The 15,936-nt window shown below is 38.8% G+C and carries 14 protein-coding genes and 1 tRNA gene; 11 read left to right on the top strand and 4 right to left on the bottom strand.

From position 1 onward, the window contains the following. Positions 1-35: 35 nt before the first annotated feature. Positions 36-506, top strand: a complete 471-nt coding sequence (locus tag FTU13_RS00070; protein ID WP_180127203.1) for a hypothetical protein — start codon at positions 36-38, stop codon at positions 504-506. A 217-nt stretch (positions 507-723) separates the two neighbouring features. Then, positions 724-948 carry a 50S ribosomal protein L31 gene (rpmE, locus tag FTU13_RS00065; RefSeq protein WP_078190165.1) on the top strand — a complete coding sequence of 75 codons (225 nt, stop codon included), beginning with the start codon at positions 724-726 and terminating at the stop codon, positions 946-948. Positions 949-1,032: 84 nt separating this feature from the next. Here rpmE and FTU13_RS00060 read toward each other — a convergent pair whose 3' ends face one another. The 3 genes from FTU13_RS00060 to epmB are packed head-to-tail and all read right to left on the bottom strand — an operon-like array spanning position 1,033 to position 5,920. Next, the gene (locus tag FTU13_RS00060) at positions 1,033-3,162 is read right to left on the bottom strand and encodes an EAL domain-containing protein (protein ID WP_180127201.1); all 2,130 of its coding nucleotides are present in this window, start codon (positions 3,160-3,162) and stop codon (positions 1,033-1,035) included. Continuing rightward, on the bottom strand, positions 3,144-4,889 hold the full coding sequence (locus tag FTU13_RS00055) for a GTPase (protein WP_180127199.1): 1,746 nt from the start codon (positions 4,887-4,889) through the stop codon (positions 3,144-3,146). Before FTU13_RS00055 ends, FTU13_RS00060 begins: the two co-directional genes overlap by 19 nt. A 14-nt stretch (positions 4,890-4,903) precedes the next feature. After that, the gene (epmB, locus tag FTU13_RS00050) at positions 4,904-5,920 is read right to left on the bottom strand and encodes an EF-P beta-lysylation protein EpmB (RefSeq protein WP_180127197.1); all 1,017 of its coding nucleotides are present in this window, start codon (positions 5,918-5,920) and stop codon (positions 4,904-4,906) included. A 390-nt stretch (positions 5,921-6,310) separates the two neighbouring features. Here epmB and efp point away from each other — a divergent pair, with 390 nt between their 5' ends. The 9 genes from efp (at position 6,311) to FTU13_RS17370 (ending at position 15,172) form a co-directional block, all read left to right on the top strand. Further along, a complete protein-coding gene (gene efp / locus FTU13_RS00045) occupies positions 6,311-6,880 on the top strand; it encodes an elongation factor P (protein ID WP_067762759.1) in 570 nt (189 codons plus the stop codon). Between the two features lie 194 nt (positions 6,881-7,074). After that, a complete protein-coding gene (locus FTU13_RS00040) occupies positions 7,075-9,177 on the top strand; it encodes a carbon starvation CstA family protein (protein WP_180127195.1) in 2,103 nt (700 codons plus the stop codon). Positions 9,178-9,190: 13 nt separating this feature from the next. Further along, complete coding sequence (locus tag FTU13_RS00035) at positions 9,191-9,493, top strand: YbdD/YjiX family protein (protein WP_078190160.1); 303 nt, start codon at positions 9,191-9,193, stop codon at positions 9,491-9,493. Between the two features lie 228 nt (positions 9,494-9,721). After that, entirely contained in the window at positions 9,722-10,678 is a 957-nt protein-coding gene (locus tag FTU13_RS00030) for a MoxR family ATPase (RefSeq protein ID WP_180127194.1), read from the top strand. 12 nt (positions 10,679-10,690) lie between these two features. Continuing rightward, positions 10,691-11,596 carry a DUF58 domain-containing protein gene (locus tag FTU13_RS00025; protein ID WP_180127192.1) on the top strand — a complete coding sequence of 302 codons (906 nt, stop codon included), beginning with the start codon at positions 10,691-10,693 and terminating at the stop codon, positions 11,594-11,596. A gap of 3 nt (positions 11,597-11,599) precedes the next feature. Further along, complete coding sequence (locus tag FTU13_RS00020; protein ID WP_180127190.1) at positions 11,600-13,612, top strand: DUF3488 and transglutaminase-like domain-containing protein; 2,013 nt, start codon at positions 11,600-11,602, stop codon at positions 13,610-13,612. A 31-nt stretch (positions 13,613-13,643) separates the two neighbouring features. Then, a tRNA-Val gene (locus FTU13_RS00015) sits at positions 13,644-13,720 on the top strand. A 220-nt stretch (positions 13,721-13,940) separates the two neighbouring features. Beyond that, positions 13,941-14,831 (top strand): site-specific integrase, encoded by an 891-nt coding sequence (locus FTU13_RS00010; RefSeq protein WP_257226723.1) that lies wholly within the window; start codon positions 13,941-13,943, stop codon positions 14,829-14,831. Next, the gene (locus tag FTU13_RS17370; RefSeq protein WP_257226724.1) at positions 14,828-15,172 is read left to right on the top strand and encodes a hypothetical protein; all 345 of its coding nucleotides are present in this window, start codon (positions 14,828-14,830) and stop codon (positions 15,170-15,172) included. Before FTU13_RS00010 ends, FTU13_RS17370 begins: the two co-directional genes overlap by 4 nt. Positions 15,173-15,201: 29 nt before the next feature. On the opposite strand, the gene FTU13_RS00005 is transcribed toward FTU13_RS17370, so the two are convergent. Beyond that, positions 15,202-15,741, bottom strand: a complete 540-nt coding sequence (locus FTU13_RS00005) for a hypothetical protein (protein WP_180161047.1) — start codon at positions 15,739-15,741, stop codon at positions 15,202-15,204. Between the last annotated feature and the right edge of the window lie 195 nt (positions 15,742-15,936).

Genomic DNA, 15,936 nt, shown 5'->3' with positions numbered 1-15,936 from the left:
CCTTTTAAAATACCTTATATAGATGAAAAAAAATCATGAAAATTAAACAAGGTGTCTTTATTTTATTTTTGGGTCTGAACACAGTCGTTCATGCCCAAGAGGCTTTATCCGTAAATAGTAACCGTGATGTCATTGAAAAAATGCCGCTCATCAGCCTGCAGCCCATGTTGGATTTTTGTCGTGATCGACAACCACAGATGAATACGGAATTAGATCAGGCTTATCAAGCTGCCAAGCTAAAATTAATTGCTGCGGTTCAGGCTGTCCGTTTTAATGGTGTAGAGCCATTAAAAGCAAAAGATGTTGATCAGCCCGTCGATGCACAATTTAAACAGCAGCTTCAAGGCATGTTAGAGGGCATGAGCAAATCATTACAGCCAGTAAATGCAGCGACGTTTTGTCCTGCATTTATTGAAAGATTAAATCATTTTGATCAAGCTCAATTTCAGCGTACAGTCGAATTACAATATCAAAAATATTTAGAACAAGCTCAACCTAAAGAGTAGAGCGATTCAGCCTTGAATATCTATTTATTAACAATAAAAAATCAGCTATAATTTGCACCAACTTGTTGTGCTTAGCTCTGACGGTATCCGTCTCGGTGGGCCAAAAGAATGGTCTGTTATGGTGTTGGTCTGCTTTTTTAAGCCTTCCTTGTAGTGATGCAAGAGTGATCAATTGCGATGACAGTTAAACCTTCTTAAATCTTAGGAGTAATCGACGATGCGCGCCGATATTCACCCGAAATATGAAACTTTAGTTGCTACATGTTCATGCGGTAACGTAATTGAAACTCGTTCAGCTCTAGGTAAAGAAACTATTTACCTAGACGTATGTTCTGCTTGCCACCCATTCTACACTGGTAAACAGAAAAGCGTTGACACTGGCGGTCGTATCGACAAATTCAAACAACGTTTTGCTGGTATGTCACGTTCTATCAAACGTTAATATCCAAAACGAAAAAACGGGCTTTATGCCCGTTTTTTTTGTGCCGATAAAAAGATAAACCTTAAATCGGCAATGTTCAGAACCTTATTGGTCCTGAACATCGATGAGATGGTCGAGTTTCTTCTGGAAATAATCACCTTGAATAAAACGAGCTTCTACATTCCAAGCATTGGCAAACAGTGTCATGTCATTTAATTCACGTAGCATGATTTCAACAGTTTTGATTTCATGATAAGTGGTAATTTTTTCTTGCAGCTCTTGGCATGACTTGTCGTTTGCAAGCATTTGGGTCAAGCTTGAATCTAGTGTTAAGCAGTGAACATCCATTTGACGTAATAATGATTCACTAAACATCGAATGACCAAAATTACGTAAAGCCAGTTCGGCACCATTTTTACGAAGTTCAATAAATGCTTTTTGAGCGGCATCGATATTGAGCTGAATGTCTTCTTCTGCAAATTGTAAAATTAACGGATTTTTCAATTTACTACGAATAATCGTAATCAGTTTCGAAATAAACTCAGGGAAGGTGCGGTCGTTATATAGCACTTCTTTGTTGAGGTTAACGATTAATTTCGCTTCAGGGAACTGAGTGATGAAGTTGTGTAGTTGTTTACACGATTCAACTAAGATCCAACGATCCAATTTAATGGAAAGCTCAGAGTCTTCAGCCAACTCACGTAGTTGGGCGATATCTTTCCATTTATTTTCAAAAATAAAGCCGCTGGTTACTTCATAAGTATAAAGATGAGAATCTTCTTTATCATACAGTTGCTGATATTTAAGATGAATTTCACCGCGTTCTAAGCAGGTGCGAAGGGCCTTGATAACAGGAGCTTCATCACTAACGACAATCGGTGCAATTTGCGCTTCTGGTGTACCAAAATCCAAACTTGGTATGTCAATTTCTAATGGAATAGTTAAATCGATTTCAGGTGCTTGTTGGTTGGTTGGTAGCGCAGTATTAAAGGCTTTCGCAATAAAGGTATCAAAATGTGCTTCATCACGAATATCGCTGTCTAAAACACTGTATCCTATGCGTAAATTTAATGGATAAGTTTCATTGTTTACACTGAGTAATTGAGGTTTGCTCAGGGTATTAAGACCAATCAATTTAGACTCAAGTTTGAGCTGATTATCCGCTTGGAATAAGGCAACGATTGCACCATTATCTAAACTAAATAATGGAGCATGCGTCTGATCTTTCAAGAAGTCTTTAATATTGGTGAAATAGCTCTTATAAGTATTCCAATCTTTTTGAAAAATCGCATCAGAACAAGAAGCCAATGTAAATAGAACTAATGCATTTACATTAGCGGGTTGCTGAGCAATGGTACGGTTGAGTTGTTGAAATGCTTTTGGTTTTTGTGGGCTAGCTTCAACTTGAGCATTGCTTACAGCATTGCTGCTTTGACTGCCAATTTCAATTGCGAGCTGTAAAGCATCTTCTTCAGCTGCGGCAATAAATTCGAGTTTTAGTGGGTTTTGCCCAACCACTGCGATATTTTGTGAAACGAGATCAAAACGTCCTAAATCGAGCTGCCCTTGGCTAATTTTTTTAAAGCGTTGCTTAAAGTCGTTGAGGTCAGTAGGTTGTAATAGATCGAGTAAAGGCAGACCAATTACATCATCTTCATTTTTTAGACCAAATAAAGTGAGATATTCAGCATTGGCTTGAATGTGAATGCCTTCTTGAATCACGGCAACCGCTTTACGACTATCTTCAACTAAAGACTGGGTTTGGATTTGAGCTGTTTCGAGCTCTTCCATTAAATGTTGCTGCGATTGTTGTAGGCGACTAAAGGATAAAGCACGGATTAAACCAAAATAGAAACTCTCAGGTTCAGCAATATCGACAATGTCATAAATCCCTTTTTTGACTAAACTTGCATATTGTTCTGCTTGATAGTCCTCGGGTTTAAGTAAAATAATCGGTAAATTCGGTTGGCTCGATAGTTGAACTAAACTTAAAGCTTGTTCATATTTTAAATCATAAGCACGTCCAAAAATGATCAAGTCCCAATTGAGATTCAGCTGTTTTTCGAAATTTTGTAAATCATCAAGTAATATGGCATGAACTTGATGTTCGCTGTCTGTCAATAAATCACGTATCTGGTTAAAACGTATTTGATTATCATCAATAATGAGTAATCGAGTTTCCGTACGTTTTAGTTTTTTGGATAGTAATGGATTTCTCACTTTAATGCTTCCCATAAGTCGTTATTTTTGATCTCATTGCTCTGTTTCGCAATATAGTCTTTAACGACATTTTCTTGCTCTTCATTCAATAATTCATATTCAAAGCGAATAAAGCTTTGCGTCACCAACTGCGCTTTGGTGAGATAGACTTTGATGTCTTCTTTGCCTAAGCGAAGGTGGATCGTTTGTTTCTCTCGGAAGAGATTTGCCCCAGGTAAAATTAAGGTCGTAGATACTTGATCAAGTTGTGTGGTCTGTACCAATAAAGCAGGTTGATGATTTGTTGTATTGCGGTCGGTACGGATATGGGCTGAACATGGATACAAATCTTGAGCCAGTACTTCGAGACCCAATTCCAAACTTTTTTCAGTCGATTGTTTGATCCAACGAACAACACCGCCACGCCATTGGCTTTGAGCATTTTCTTGGATCAAAATAAATTCGCCGGTTTTTAAATTAGCAGGGGTAGGGCCAGTCCATTTAATGCGATAACCATTCACACTAATATCTAATACGTCAGCGGTATGAATCTGTTTTGCTTCACGATCTAGCGCTTTCGCATTAGTCATGCCTGTTGGCATATTTGAATCATGCGAATTGACAAAAGAGGCTTCATTGTGGAATTGATAATTGCCTTCCAAATCTAAAGTTTCGTGGAAGTTTTTACCTTTAGAGAGATAGAAATGCGCCACCATTAAGCTAAAGCAAATATTAATTTGCGCAGAATATTCATAACGTTCATGACGGCGTTCACTGTTGTTGGTCAAAATATTATGAATATGGAAATATAGCGCTGGAGTTAAAAATAGCTTTTCATTTTTAGATAAATAATTGGCATTTCTAGTTTGCGTTTCGGTCAAATGATCGAGCAAGTTTTGCGTTGAAATGTATACATTGGCTTGATAAGACCGATCTTGTTTTGAGTTATAAATCGGTGGGTGATCTTTTTTCGTGTCTACAACATAGCGTGAAAGCGTGGTTTCTTTCGGTAGGATTTGAACCAATTTTGCCCAGTCAAAGCTACATAAATACAAACCTTGGATTTCAGCAGGGCGAATCTGATGATTATTGAAAATATCTAATAAGATTAATTGTGCATAAGCTTGAGCAATATTTGCAATTTGATGTTGAGTACCCAGTAACTGATTGACATTACTTTGATAGAAATTGTGTTCAATGGCGCATTCAATCAGTTGATGTGCTGCAATCCATTGACCTGCAGTCGGGGTGGTATACAACATATGTTGTTGATACAACAATAGTGTCAGTTGTTGCAGTGCATAGTAAATCGACGCAATTCGAGCAGTTTGTAAGCTTTTTTTATGGCCGAATGAAAAAATCGAAAACTTTTGTTGATTAAGCTGCTGATTACATCGTTTGGCAATATCAATATAGATTTTGGCAAAGTGACTGCGTAAAAGCATCGCCAATTCAATGATTTGGTCATTACGATCCGTGGTAATGAGGCTTTGATTGGTAAAGTGTTTTTCTAAGCTTGTGAGCACACTTTCCATAGTCGGATGTAAAATTTGAACCAAATCAAAACGTAACATCTCTTGGCATTTCAGCTCGGAGATTTCAAGTAAGGCATTGAATAAAGCTTTAGATGAGGTACCCAATTGTAAAATTGAAATACCGTTTAACCACTCTTGCAGACCTTTAGCATTGGTCGGACAAAAGCTTAATTTATCCAGCTTTAATTCAGTCGGATTGTAAAACGTATCTGAAGTATGCGTGGTCATCTTTATTATTTAACTCAAAAAGTTGAAGCCCCAAAAAGCGGTGTCTTGTTTTTTTCGCCCGCTATTTCCCGTACAAGTTTAGGAACCAAATAACCAGGTAGGTTCTCTAAAACTTTTTTATAAATTAAATCAATATCCTGAGCTGGTGTATCAAAATGATGAGCACCTTTTACTTTATCCAGAACATGCAAATAATATGGCATTACACCTGCGTCGAATAAGCGGTAACTTAAATCGACTAATACTTCTGCAGAATCATTAACCCCTTTTAATAAGACTGCTTGGTTCAGCACGGTGATTCCTTGTTTGACAAGCTGTTGAAGCTGGCTGCACGTGAAGTCATCTAGCTCTGATGGATGATTTGAGTGTACCACTAGAATAATGCGTAGCCTACTGTTTTTTAAAATAGAAACCAGCTCTTCATCGACACGGTTGGGGATTACGATAGGAACTCGTGAATGAATTCTCAAAAATTTAATTTGTGGCAAAGTCGATAAACGTTCAATCCACACTTGAAGTTTACGATTTGATAGTGTGAGCGGGTCTCCACCACTTAAAATCACTTCATTAATATCGGGTTGTTGTTCAATATATTCTTTAATGTTTGGCCAATCGTCATTTTTAGGCAGGTTTTCTTGGTATGGAAAATGCCGGCGGAAACAATAACGGCAATGGACCGCGCAGGCACCGGTTAAAGTCAGTAAAAAACGAGACTTGTACTTATGTAATACACCAGGCTGTTGGTTGGCTTGTTCTTCACCTAATGGGTCGGTAACAAAACCGGCGTGTTCTTCAAGTTCTAAATGATGCGGTAGGACTTGGAGTAAAAGCGGATCGAGCGGATTACCTTTTTGCATTTTTTCGACAAAAGCGCGCGGAACGCGTAGGCGAAATTCATCTGCTGCGAACTGAGCACCCGATAATAACTGATCATGCGAAAGTTCTAATACATCGAGTAATTCTTGAGGATTTTTAATCAAATCACTCAATTGAGTTTGCCAGTTTTGCTCTTGAAATAAATAGTTTATCATGCCGATTGTTTAAAAAATGCAGAAAGGTGAGTGGGGGGAATATTGCTGAAATTAATGCGTCGAACTTTGATGTTTAAGCTGAAATAATTCCGATAAAGCTTAGAACGGATGAAGCCTACGAAACATTTATTAAGTTTCAGTAAACAGCAATTTTACCTGTTTGTGGGCATTGTATAAACAAAGTTCTTTAATGTCTGAGTGTAAGTTAAGCAGCTTGACCCCTTTAATGGGGATTTTTTCGTTGCGACATGGTGCATTGGTCATTTAGAATACGCAATATCACATTAATGTGCATGTGGCAGCCAATGTTACAGTCAGTACTTGCTAAATGACATGTTACAGCCCATAGCATCTATAGATTAAAGTTAGTAAGTTTGGAGTGAGCCAGTCATGGCCTATTATTCTACGAATGATTTCAAGTCAGGCCTTAAGGTCATGCTTGACGGTAACCCATGTTCAATCATGGAAAACGAATACGTAAAACCAGGTAAAGGCCAAGCTTTTAACCGCGTAAAATTACGTAACCTTAAAACTGGTAAAGTTTTAGAAAAAACTTTCAAATCTGGTGATTCACTAGAAGCTGCTGACATCCAAGAAGTTGAAATGAACTACTTGTATAACGACGGTGAAATGTGGAACTTCATGGACCCAGAATCTTTCGAACAAATCGCTGCTGATAAAGTTGCTATGGGCGACGCGGCTAAATGGTTGAAAGATGACTCTAACGAACTTTGCACAATCATGTTATGGAATGGTGTTCCTTTAACTGTGAGCGCGCCAAACTTCGTTGTATTAAAAATCGTTGAAACTGATCCAGGTGTACGTGGTGATACTTCAGGCGGTGGCGGTAAACCGGCTAAGCTTGAAACTGGTGCAGTTGTACGTGTTCCATTATTCGTACAGCAAGAAGAAAGCGTTCGTGTAGACACTCGTACTGGTGACTATTTAGAACGTGCATAATGGTTTAAAAATAGACTATTATCGAAAGGGATGAAGTGATTCATCCCTTTTTTTATACCTATTGGTTTAAATTTTTATTCCAAAGTATTAGATGAAAAAACCTATAACAGGAGTAGAGTTTCAAGGGAAGAAACAGCAGTACCTCGAACAAGAAAAATCAAGCTGATTTATTTCAACATTTATGAGGGATTGAGATGGAAAACATTCAACCGAAGTCAGGAATGGCTTCAAAGATTATCTGGCTGTTTGTAGCCATTCTAGGTGCCGTTTCATTCGGCATACTAGCACTCAGTCGAGGCGAGCATGTCAATGCAGTTTGGCTGATCCTTGCAGCAATCTGTGTGTATAGCATTGCATATCGTTTTTATAGTTTATTTATTGCCAATAAAGTCTTTGAACTGAATGAGCGACGTTTAACGCCTGCTCATCGCTTAGCTGACGGTTTGGATTATGTGCCGACCAATAAAAGTGTTCTATTTGGTCACCACTTTGCCGCGATTGCAGGTGCAGGTCCTTTAGTAGGACCAATCCTTGCTGCGCAAATGGGTTATTTGCCGGGAACAATTTGGCTCTTGGTGGGTGTTGTTCTCGCCGGTGCGGTTCAAGACTTTTTAGTCTTATTCATCTCAACGCGTCGTGATGGTCGTTCACTCGGTGAAATGGCAAAACAAGAACTGGGTTCTTTTGCCGGAATCATCGTGATGCTTGGCGCACTTGGTGTGATGATCATCATTCTTGCGGTACTTGCTTTGGTGGTTGTAAAAGCGTTGACCAATAGTCCGTGGGGTGTCTTCAGTATCGCTGCCACTGTACCGATTGCGATTTTCATGGGTATATATATGCGATTTATCCGTCCGGGTAAAATTGCAGAAGTGTCGATCATTGGTTTTGTACTGATGATGGCTGGGATTATCTATGGTGGCGACATTGCACAGCATCCGTACTGGGGGCCATTCTTTACACTTTCAGGTACTGAACTAACTTGGTGGTTGATTGGTTATGGTTTCGTGGCATCAGTATTACCTGTTTGGTTACTGCTTGCACCACGTGATTACCTATCGACCTTCTTGAAAATTGGTGTTATTGCAGGTTTAGCAATCGGGATCATGTTTGCTTTACCTGAGATGAAAATGCCAGCGGTAACGCATTTTATTGATGGTACAGGTCCTGTATTTGCAGGCTCAATGTTCCCATTCTTGTTTATTACCATTGCCTGTGGTGCAATTTCAGGTTTCCATGCGCTCGTTTCTTCAGGAACGACACCGAAACTTGTGAATAATGAAAAAGATATTCGCATGATCGGTTATGGCGGCATGTTGATGGAATCTTTTGTTGCGATCATGGCTTTGGTCTGTGCAACGATTCTTGAGCCTGGTGTGTATTTTGCGATTAATGCGCCAGCAGCTGTGATTGGTACAACGGTTGAGTCCGCTGCAGAAGCAGTTCGTACATTAGGCTTCGTGGTCACACCTGAAGCATTGACCTTACTTGCACAAGAAGTGGGTGAAAACTCGATTCTGTCTCGTACAGGGGGTGCGCCAACATTTGCGATTGGTATGGCGCATATCATTACGGAAATTTTCAATAACCGTTCAATGATGGCGTTCTGGTATCACTTTGCGATTTTATTCGAAGCACTTTTCATTTTAACGGCAGTTGATGCGGGTACACGTGCATGTCGTTTCATGGTGCAAGATACTGTGGGTATCGTGATTCCTGCTGTTAAAAACTCACATAACTTCTTCGGAAATCTGTTAGGTACAGCGGTGGCTGTTGCAGGTTGGGGCTTCTTCGTTTACCAAGGCGTGGTTGATCCACTCGGCGGTATTAATAGTTTATGGCCGCTATTTGGTATTGGTAACCAAATTCTTGCTGCGATGGCATTGATCTTGGGTACAGTGATTTTATTCAAGATGAAAAAACAAAAGTATGTTTGGGTGACAATTATCCCAACATTATTCTTGTTTATTACTTCAATGACCGCTGGTTGGCAGAAGATTTTCCATGAAAATCCAAAGATTGGTTTCTTGGCTCAAGCAGATCGTTTTAATACAGCCATTGCGAAAAATGAATTGTTGGCACCTGCGAAAACCATGGCTGAAATGCATACGGTTGCATTGTCGAATCAAATCAATGCAGGTCTTTGTGCATTCTTTATGATCGTGGCATTTGTGATGTTATTTGCAGCGATTGGTGTGGTGCGTCGTGCCTTGGCAAATCCAAATCCATCGGTGAATGAAGCAGAAGCAATTTACCGTGACCCAGCTGAAATTAATCCGTCAAATTCAGCACATTAATAGGGGAATATGAATGAACCTGAAGTTTGCAAAAAGTGGAAAAACGGTGATTTATAAAATCATTAAAATGACCATTATGTCGCAGAAGGATTTAATTCTGAACCCGAAAAATTGGTCACGTATAGCGACGTTGTGGCAACGTTTACAGCAAAGTTTCCGCTTGATGGTGGGGGTGCCAGATTACCAAAACTATTTGGAACATATGGCAAAACATCATCCTGATTTGGAAGCGATGGATGCAAAAACATTTTATCGCCACTGTGTGGATGCACGTTATCCATCAGCTGGTGGTGACATGAAGAAGTGTCCTTGCTAATGCTTTGACTCGAGCTAAAAATCTAAGAAAAAAGCGTTCTTCGGGACGCTTTTTTATTGCAAAATTTTGATCAGTCGAAGCGAAAACAACGTTTTTGTATACTCAATAAATATCAAGCGTATGTATTTAAAGTATTGAACTGGGTATGGCTTAGAGATAAACACTGTATTTTTAAATAAAACCCTGTATGTTAGTCATTCATTTAACTTTTTTATTGGGGAATAAAAGGTGTTTTGGGGATCAGAGAAAAGCCAACAAAATAATACATCAACGCTTTTAAGTGAGCAGAGCCTTGCGCCTTTTTACCCGAAAATAAATACATTCCTCGAACAAATTAACCAAATTATTTTGGATAAAAACCAGCAAACCAAATTGGCTTTAGCTTGTCTATTGGCTGGTGGGCATGTGCTATTTGAAGACTTACCTGGTTTAGGAAAAACGACATTATCTAGCGCCTTGTCACATTTGGCGGGATTAAAGTTTCAACGGATTCAATTTACCAATGACATGCTGGCCAGCGATGTGATTGGGGTAAATATGTTTAATCAAAAAGAACATCATTTTGAGTTTAAATCTGGGCCAATTTTTACCCAAATTTTATTGGCAGATGAAATCAACCGTTGTAGTCCAAAGACCCAAAGTGCTTTATTGGAAGCGATGGAAGAGGGGTATGTGACGGTTGATGGTGTGCGATATGCTTTGCCTCAACCATTTTGGGTGATTGCGACACAAAACCCTTTTTTTCAAAGTGGTACTTATGCCTTACCTGAGTCCCAGTTGGACCGTTTTTTAATGCGATTGTCTTTAGGTTATCCATCGCGTCAGGCAGAGAAATTATTGCTCCAACAAACTTCACGCCATGATCTGATTGCAGCATTAGCACATATCTTTAATGAAGCAGAAATTTTACAAGTACAAGGTTTTGTCGAGCAGATACATCTGAGTGATCGTTTAATGGATTACATTTTGGATCTTGCTGCTGAAACACGTAAAGGGAGACATGGTCTCTCTACGCGTGGTGTTTTAGCCTTAAAGAAAGCTGCGCAAGCCTATGCGCTGATTGAGCAGCGAAATTATGTGAATCCTGACGATGTGCAAGCGGTGTTTGCTGCGGTGGTGTCTCATCGAATTGGGCTGTCAGATCTTGAAGCCTTTAAGCTTTTAGAACAAGTTTCGATTCAATAAAGGAGTTGAACCTTGGCTTCGATGTGGCAGCAATGGATTGAACGTCGATTTAAAATTGATCAGCACAAGCAGCTGACTCAAAAAGACGTCTTGATCTTTATCTATCAGCAAGGCTACTTGTATTTGGTGTTAATTTTCATCACCTTTATTGCAGGTGTGAATTATGCCAATAACTTGATTTTAGGATTTTGCTTTTTAATTAGTGCTGTACTGTGTATTAGTTTCTATATTACTTTTAAACAGCTTCATGCGTTGCAGATTCAAATAAATGTTGTTGATACACCGCAAGTAGGTGAATTGCTCTCGGTCGAAATTTACTTCAAACAAGAGAGCGAGCAGGCGCGATATTTGTGGATTAAAACTGAAAATCAGCTACATAAATTATTGTTCAATACGCAACAGCATGACTTTCAATTAAATTTTATAACCAGTCAACGCGGTGCTTTTCAGATTCCACCTATACAAATTTATAGTGTTTATCCCTTTGGTTTGGTTCGGGCCTGGACGTATTTGTACGTACAGCAACCAGCGTGGGTTGCACCTCAAGCCAGTTGGCATTCCGTTGAAAATAAGCAACAACAGCAAAACTTTGAACCTGATCTTGATGAATTTAGCGAATTACGGAGTTTTCAGACGGGGGATTCACTTCATGCGGTGTCTTGGAAACAAGCAGCACGAGGACAAGGCTTATATGTGAAAGTCTTTGAACAATATGAAGATCTAAAGAAATTGGAGATTCATTATCACTATATGCCAGCTCAAAGTCATGAAGAAAAACTTAGCCTTATGATGGGTTTGGTCGAGCAGGCTGAGCAAAATCACGATCAATATGCACTGTATTTACCTAATGCTGAGTTAGCATCAGGCACTGGAGCACTGCATTTTTCCGAAGCTAAACGGTTATTGGCGCAGGCTTAATTGATGATTGAAAATACCATAAGCCGCTCCATACTACTCACTTTAGCTTTGGTGCTCATTGCGCAAATGCTTTATATACCAGTGGTGACATCATTAGTATTTTTAGTCATTTGGCTTATTTTATTACACAATACCCGCGCCAGTAAAAAACCATTTTCTAAAATTTTAACCTATGTGCTGACATTGATAGCTTTATTCAGCATTTACATAAGTCATAAAACATTTATTGGTGTTGATGCAGGGGTTACAGTACTTAGTACATTTTTATTTGCTAAATCTTTAGAAACAAAAACACGTCGTGATGTAATTATTTTATTTAACTTTGCGATGTTTGTGATTGCCAGTAGTTTTTTGTTTAGCCAGTCTTTTGCCATGGCATTGGTCATTTTGTTGGCGTTGTTGAGCTGCTTTATTGGATTATACCGTTTACAGACCGTTGGTTTTAGCCAAAACTCAGGCCGTGAAATACAAGCGATTAAACAAGATATTGGGCATGTGGGTAAATTTATTGCCTTAGCTGTTCCATTCTTTATTTTACTGTTTCTCTTTTTTCCACGCCTGCCGCCGCTATGGCATATTCCTATTCCTGAAAATAAAGCCACAACAGGAATCAGTGACAGCATGTCTCCCGGCGATATTGCTGAGTTATCACAGTCGAGTAGTTTGGCTTTTCGTATAATCGGTGATATTCAAGCCTTGCCACCTCGTACAGAGCTGTATTGGCGGACGATGGCATTAGATGAATATGATGGTTCTAAATGGACCAGTCATTTTTTTAAACAGAACGTTATACAGCTGAATCCAGACGATTTAAAACCCAAGCGGACATTGAATTATCAATATTTGGCTGCCGACCCAACTGTGATGTGGATTATGTCGTTGGAGCAATCCGTTCCCAATGAAGCATGTTTTGCTTTAGGTCAAGATGGTCGAATTACACCCTACCGATTAACAGCACGTACAGAGCCGATTCAACTGAAATGGTTAGGAAGTGCAGAGCCGCCACAAATAAAAAATGTAGCTTTACTTGAAAAATTAAACACTCGCTATGTTGAAAACTTGGATGTTCAATCACAACAATTGGCCCAAACTTTATGGCAGCGAAGTCGTCAAAATCCTGAGCGTTATATTGCCGAAGTTTTGCAATGGTATAAACAAAATCGCTTTGCATATACCTTAAGCCCAGGTGTATTGGGGCAAAATTGGATAGATGATTTTTTATTTGGATCAAGACAGGGGTTTTGCGAACATTTTGCATCGAGTTTTGCAATGTTGATGCGCTATGTGGGTGTTCCATCGCGTATTGTTGTGGGATATCAAGGTGGTCAATTAGCACCAGATGGAAAAAGTTGGGAAGTTCGTCAACTTGATGCACATGCGTGGACAGAGGTTTATGTCAATCAACATTGGCGTCGAATTGATCCTACAGCCATAATCGCACCGCAGCGTATCGATGGTGGGATGCAGGATTATATGGAACAAGATCGGACAATTTTTGGGAGCCAGCAGTCGACTTGGGCCTATCAACAATTTTCGATGTTGAAAAAAGTCCGTGTATGGGGTGATTATGCGAGTTACCAATGGCAAAGCAAAGTGGTGGGCTATAATGCTCAATCTCAACAACAATGGTTTAAAAAGCTCGGTACAAATTCTGCTTATGCAGGTGTTTTAATTCTTATTTTGAGTATTGGTGGCATTGTAGCATTATATTTTATATGGATTTTGCGGAAAAAAAGAAAAAGTTTAAGCCCGCTTGAAAGAGAAATTACAAATTTCGCAAAGAATTTACCCTTGAGCCAGCAAAAATTGACTTCTGAAAGTTTTCGGCATTGGTTACAACGTTTGGCTGAAAATGTACCTGAACAGGAAAGGGCGACATTTGAACAAGCTATTACGTTATTTGAGCAGGAAATTTATGTAGGTACCGCGCTAAGTTCTCATGATATTCAATATTTTAAGGCTTTGCTTAAAACTTGTACGCAAAGTTTAAAAAAGTCAGAAAAGGGCTTGTCATAAAAAATAAAAATGAATATGATGCTTGGACTTCAGGTGTATAGCTCAGTTGGTTAGAGCGCTACGTTGACATCGTAGAGGTCTCCAGTTCGAGTCTGGATATACCTACCAAGATTTTTATTGAGTCTAATCAATAAGTTAAGGGTGAAATACTAGCTATTTCGCCCTGTTTTTACTGTCAAATAGGTCAGCTTTGGGTAATCAAAATACTCAAAATTTGCATTAAAAACTCCTTTTTATTTCGCTTTCGGGCGCCATTTTGGGATTGTTGTTTAAGTCTCAAGATGGAATGGCGCCCGATTACGGCACCAAATATTGAGAGTTTATTAATATGCAAAAACCTGTCAAACGTGGCAATGCCTGGTGCATCCAAGTCAAATACAAACACCTTCGTGACGCAGCAACTCGTGATACTGAAAAAGAGTGCATTCAATGGGCACATAAGCGGCTTATGGAACTGCAGCTGGAATACGAAAGGCAGCTCAAAAATATAGATAAGCCCCAAATGACTGTAAAGCAGTTATTCGATCTTTATTACCTTAAAGTCGGGCAATTCAAAAAAAGTAAAGAACATACCCGTAACCACATTATAAACCTTGAAAAATACTATGGCGAACTTGCTGAGTATTCCATCTATGATCTTACGCCCAAGTTGATCACTGAAAATCGCGATAAACGTCTTGAACTTGTAAAGCCCGCCACTGTTCACAGAGAAATGAGCTTAGGTTCTTCTGTCTTTACATTCCCAGTACGTGAACTTTTTCTAATCCCATCTAATCCATTTAATTTAGTAAAGAAACCAACTAAGCCGCCGGCTCGAAATAATAGGATCGATGCCTCTCAAATTGAACTGATTTTGGCTGGTCTCGATAATTACTCGGAAGATAAAGTTCCAACATCCCCAGCGCATTTTGTCGCATGGTCTTTTTTATTCGCACTTGAAACAGCAATGCGTAAAGGTGAAATTCTTGGCTTGATGTCCGACCACGATAATGGTGATTATGTTCATTTGCCGACGACTAAGAACGGGACTGAGCGCAATGTGCCACTATCTAATAAGGCTCGCGCTTTGCTGGATCTATTAGCAGGTCGTAAAGGCAATTTAATCCCTCACAATAGTAATTCCTTTCGGCTTATGTGGCAGCCAATCTGCATAAAGTTGGCCTATCTGGTCAGCTCACATTCCACGATACGCGCCATGAAGCCATTACTCGCTTTGTGAATAATCAGAAATTGCCTGTAGAAATATTGGCAAAACTCACTTATGCGATCTCTAACGCAATTAACTCAGACAAGCTAAGTGATATATCAGCCGCACAAAAATGGGGTAATGTCACAGCATTGCGTTTAGGCGCTAATCAAATGACAGTTGCTTCGAATGGCGTGATGACTGAAAAAGTCGCTGTTCTAGGAGGTTATGTTCCCAACGTTCTATATTTAGGGTTTGGCCATCCAAGTCCGATTGGTCGTGCGGGGTTACATGGAATTGTTACAAAGCTTGCAATTTTTTCACGTGCTTTGACTGATGCAGAACTTCAAGACGTAACTAAATCATGGAATTAAAATAAGCCCTCACGTGAGGGCTTATTAAATTATTTTTTAAAAACAAAAGATTCTATTTTATTACCAACTTTAATTGATAAAGCATCAATATATTCACTATAAAAATGAGAAAATATGAGAGTTAAAAAAATAATTAAAGTCGAAGATAAAATTATGTTGGAAAACTCACTAACATTAGTTGTAAGTAAGAAATTAAAAGTGGGAATACCAATTGAGTATATGATAACTAAATGCAGTAAATAGATTGAAAAAGATAATTTTCCAAGGTAAATAAGTGGTTTTTTATCTAAGGCATTTGATATCTTTGTATTCATCAGAACACCAAAAACAATCAAAGGCCCTGCGATTATATTTAATAACGTATATGATTTAGAACCAAGAATATCTATAAAGAAATTATAAGAATGGCTAAAGTTATGAACACCCGCAAAGTATAAGCCAATAATTAAAGCTGGTATTGTTAAATGTTTTGATAATTTATTGCCATATAAAAATAGATAAATACCAATAATAAATGAATAAATCCCGAAACAAAATTGAGAAGAAATTATAATAGTAGGAATCGGCAAGATAGCAGAAAAAATAAAAAATAATTTTTTATTTATATTAGATCTCTTTCATAAATCAAAAAACGATCTTCTTTTTGGTTAATATTTGCACTCCGGATTTCTTAGCATTCGTGCATAATCTGCGGATGAAATACATCGATTCAAACAAGCTTTCTGATCCTCAGTTCAAGCGATACACAGGCATCTCATGGTCAA

Source organism: Acinetobacter sp. YH12064 (assembly GCF_013419735.1).
GTDB classification, from domain to species: Bacteria; Pseudomonadota; Gammaproteobacteria; order Pseudomonadales; family Moraxellaceae; genus Acinetobacter; species Acinetobacter amyesii.
This window is presented reverse-complemented; position numbering and strand designations above follow the sequence as displayed.

Bases quoted from the DNA above. Each gene is read 5' to 3' on its own strand.
- FTU13_RS00070 (WP_180127203.1), top strand. From the start codon at position 36: ATGAAAATTAAACAAGGTGTCTTTATTTTATTTTTGGGTCTGAACACA.
- rpmE (WP_078190165.1), top strand. From the start codon at position 724: ATGCGCGCCGATATTCACCCGAAATATGAAACTTTAGTTGCTACATGT.
- FTU13_RS00060 (WP_180127201.1), bottom strand. From the start codon at position 3,162: ATGGGAAGCATTAAAGTGAGAAATCCATTACTATCCAAAAAACTAAAA.
- FTU13_RS00055 (WP_180127199.1), bottom strand. From the start codon at position 4,889: ATGACCACGCATACTTCAGATACGTTTTACAATCCGACTGAATTAAAG.
- epmB (WP_180127197.1), bottom strand. From the start codon at position 5,920: ATGATAAACTATTTATTTCAAGAGCAAAACTGGCAAACTCAATTGAGT.
- efp (WP_067762759.1), top strand. From the start codon at position 6,311: ATGGCCTATTATTCTACGAATGATTTCAAGTCAGGCCTTAAGGTCATG.
- FTU13_RS00040 (WP_180127195.1), top strand. From the start codon at position 7,075: ATGGAAAACATTCAACCGAAGTCAGGAATGGCTTCAAAGATTATCTGG.
- FTU13_RS00035 (WP_078190160.1), top strand. From the start codon at position 9,191: ATGAACCTGAAGTTTGCAAAAAGTGGAAAAACGGTGATTTATAAAATC.
- FTU13_RS00020 (WP_180127190.1), top strand. From the start codon at position 11,600: ATGATTGAAAATACCATAAGCCGCTCCATACTACTCACTTTAGCTTTG.
- FTU13_RS00010 (WP_257226723.1), top strand. From the start codon at position 13,941: ATGCAAAAACCTGTCAAACGTGGCAATGCCTGGTGCATCCAAGTCAAA.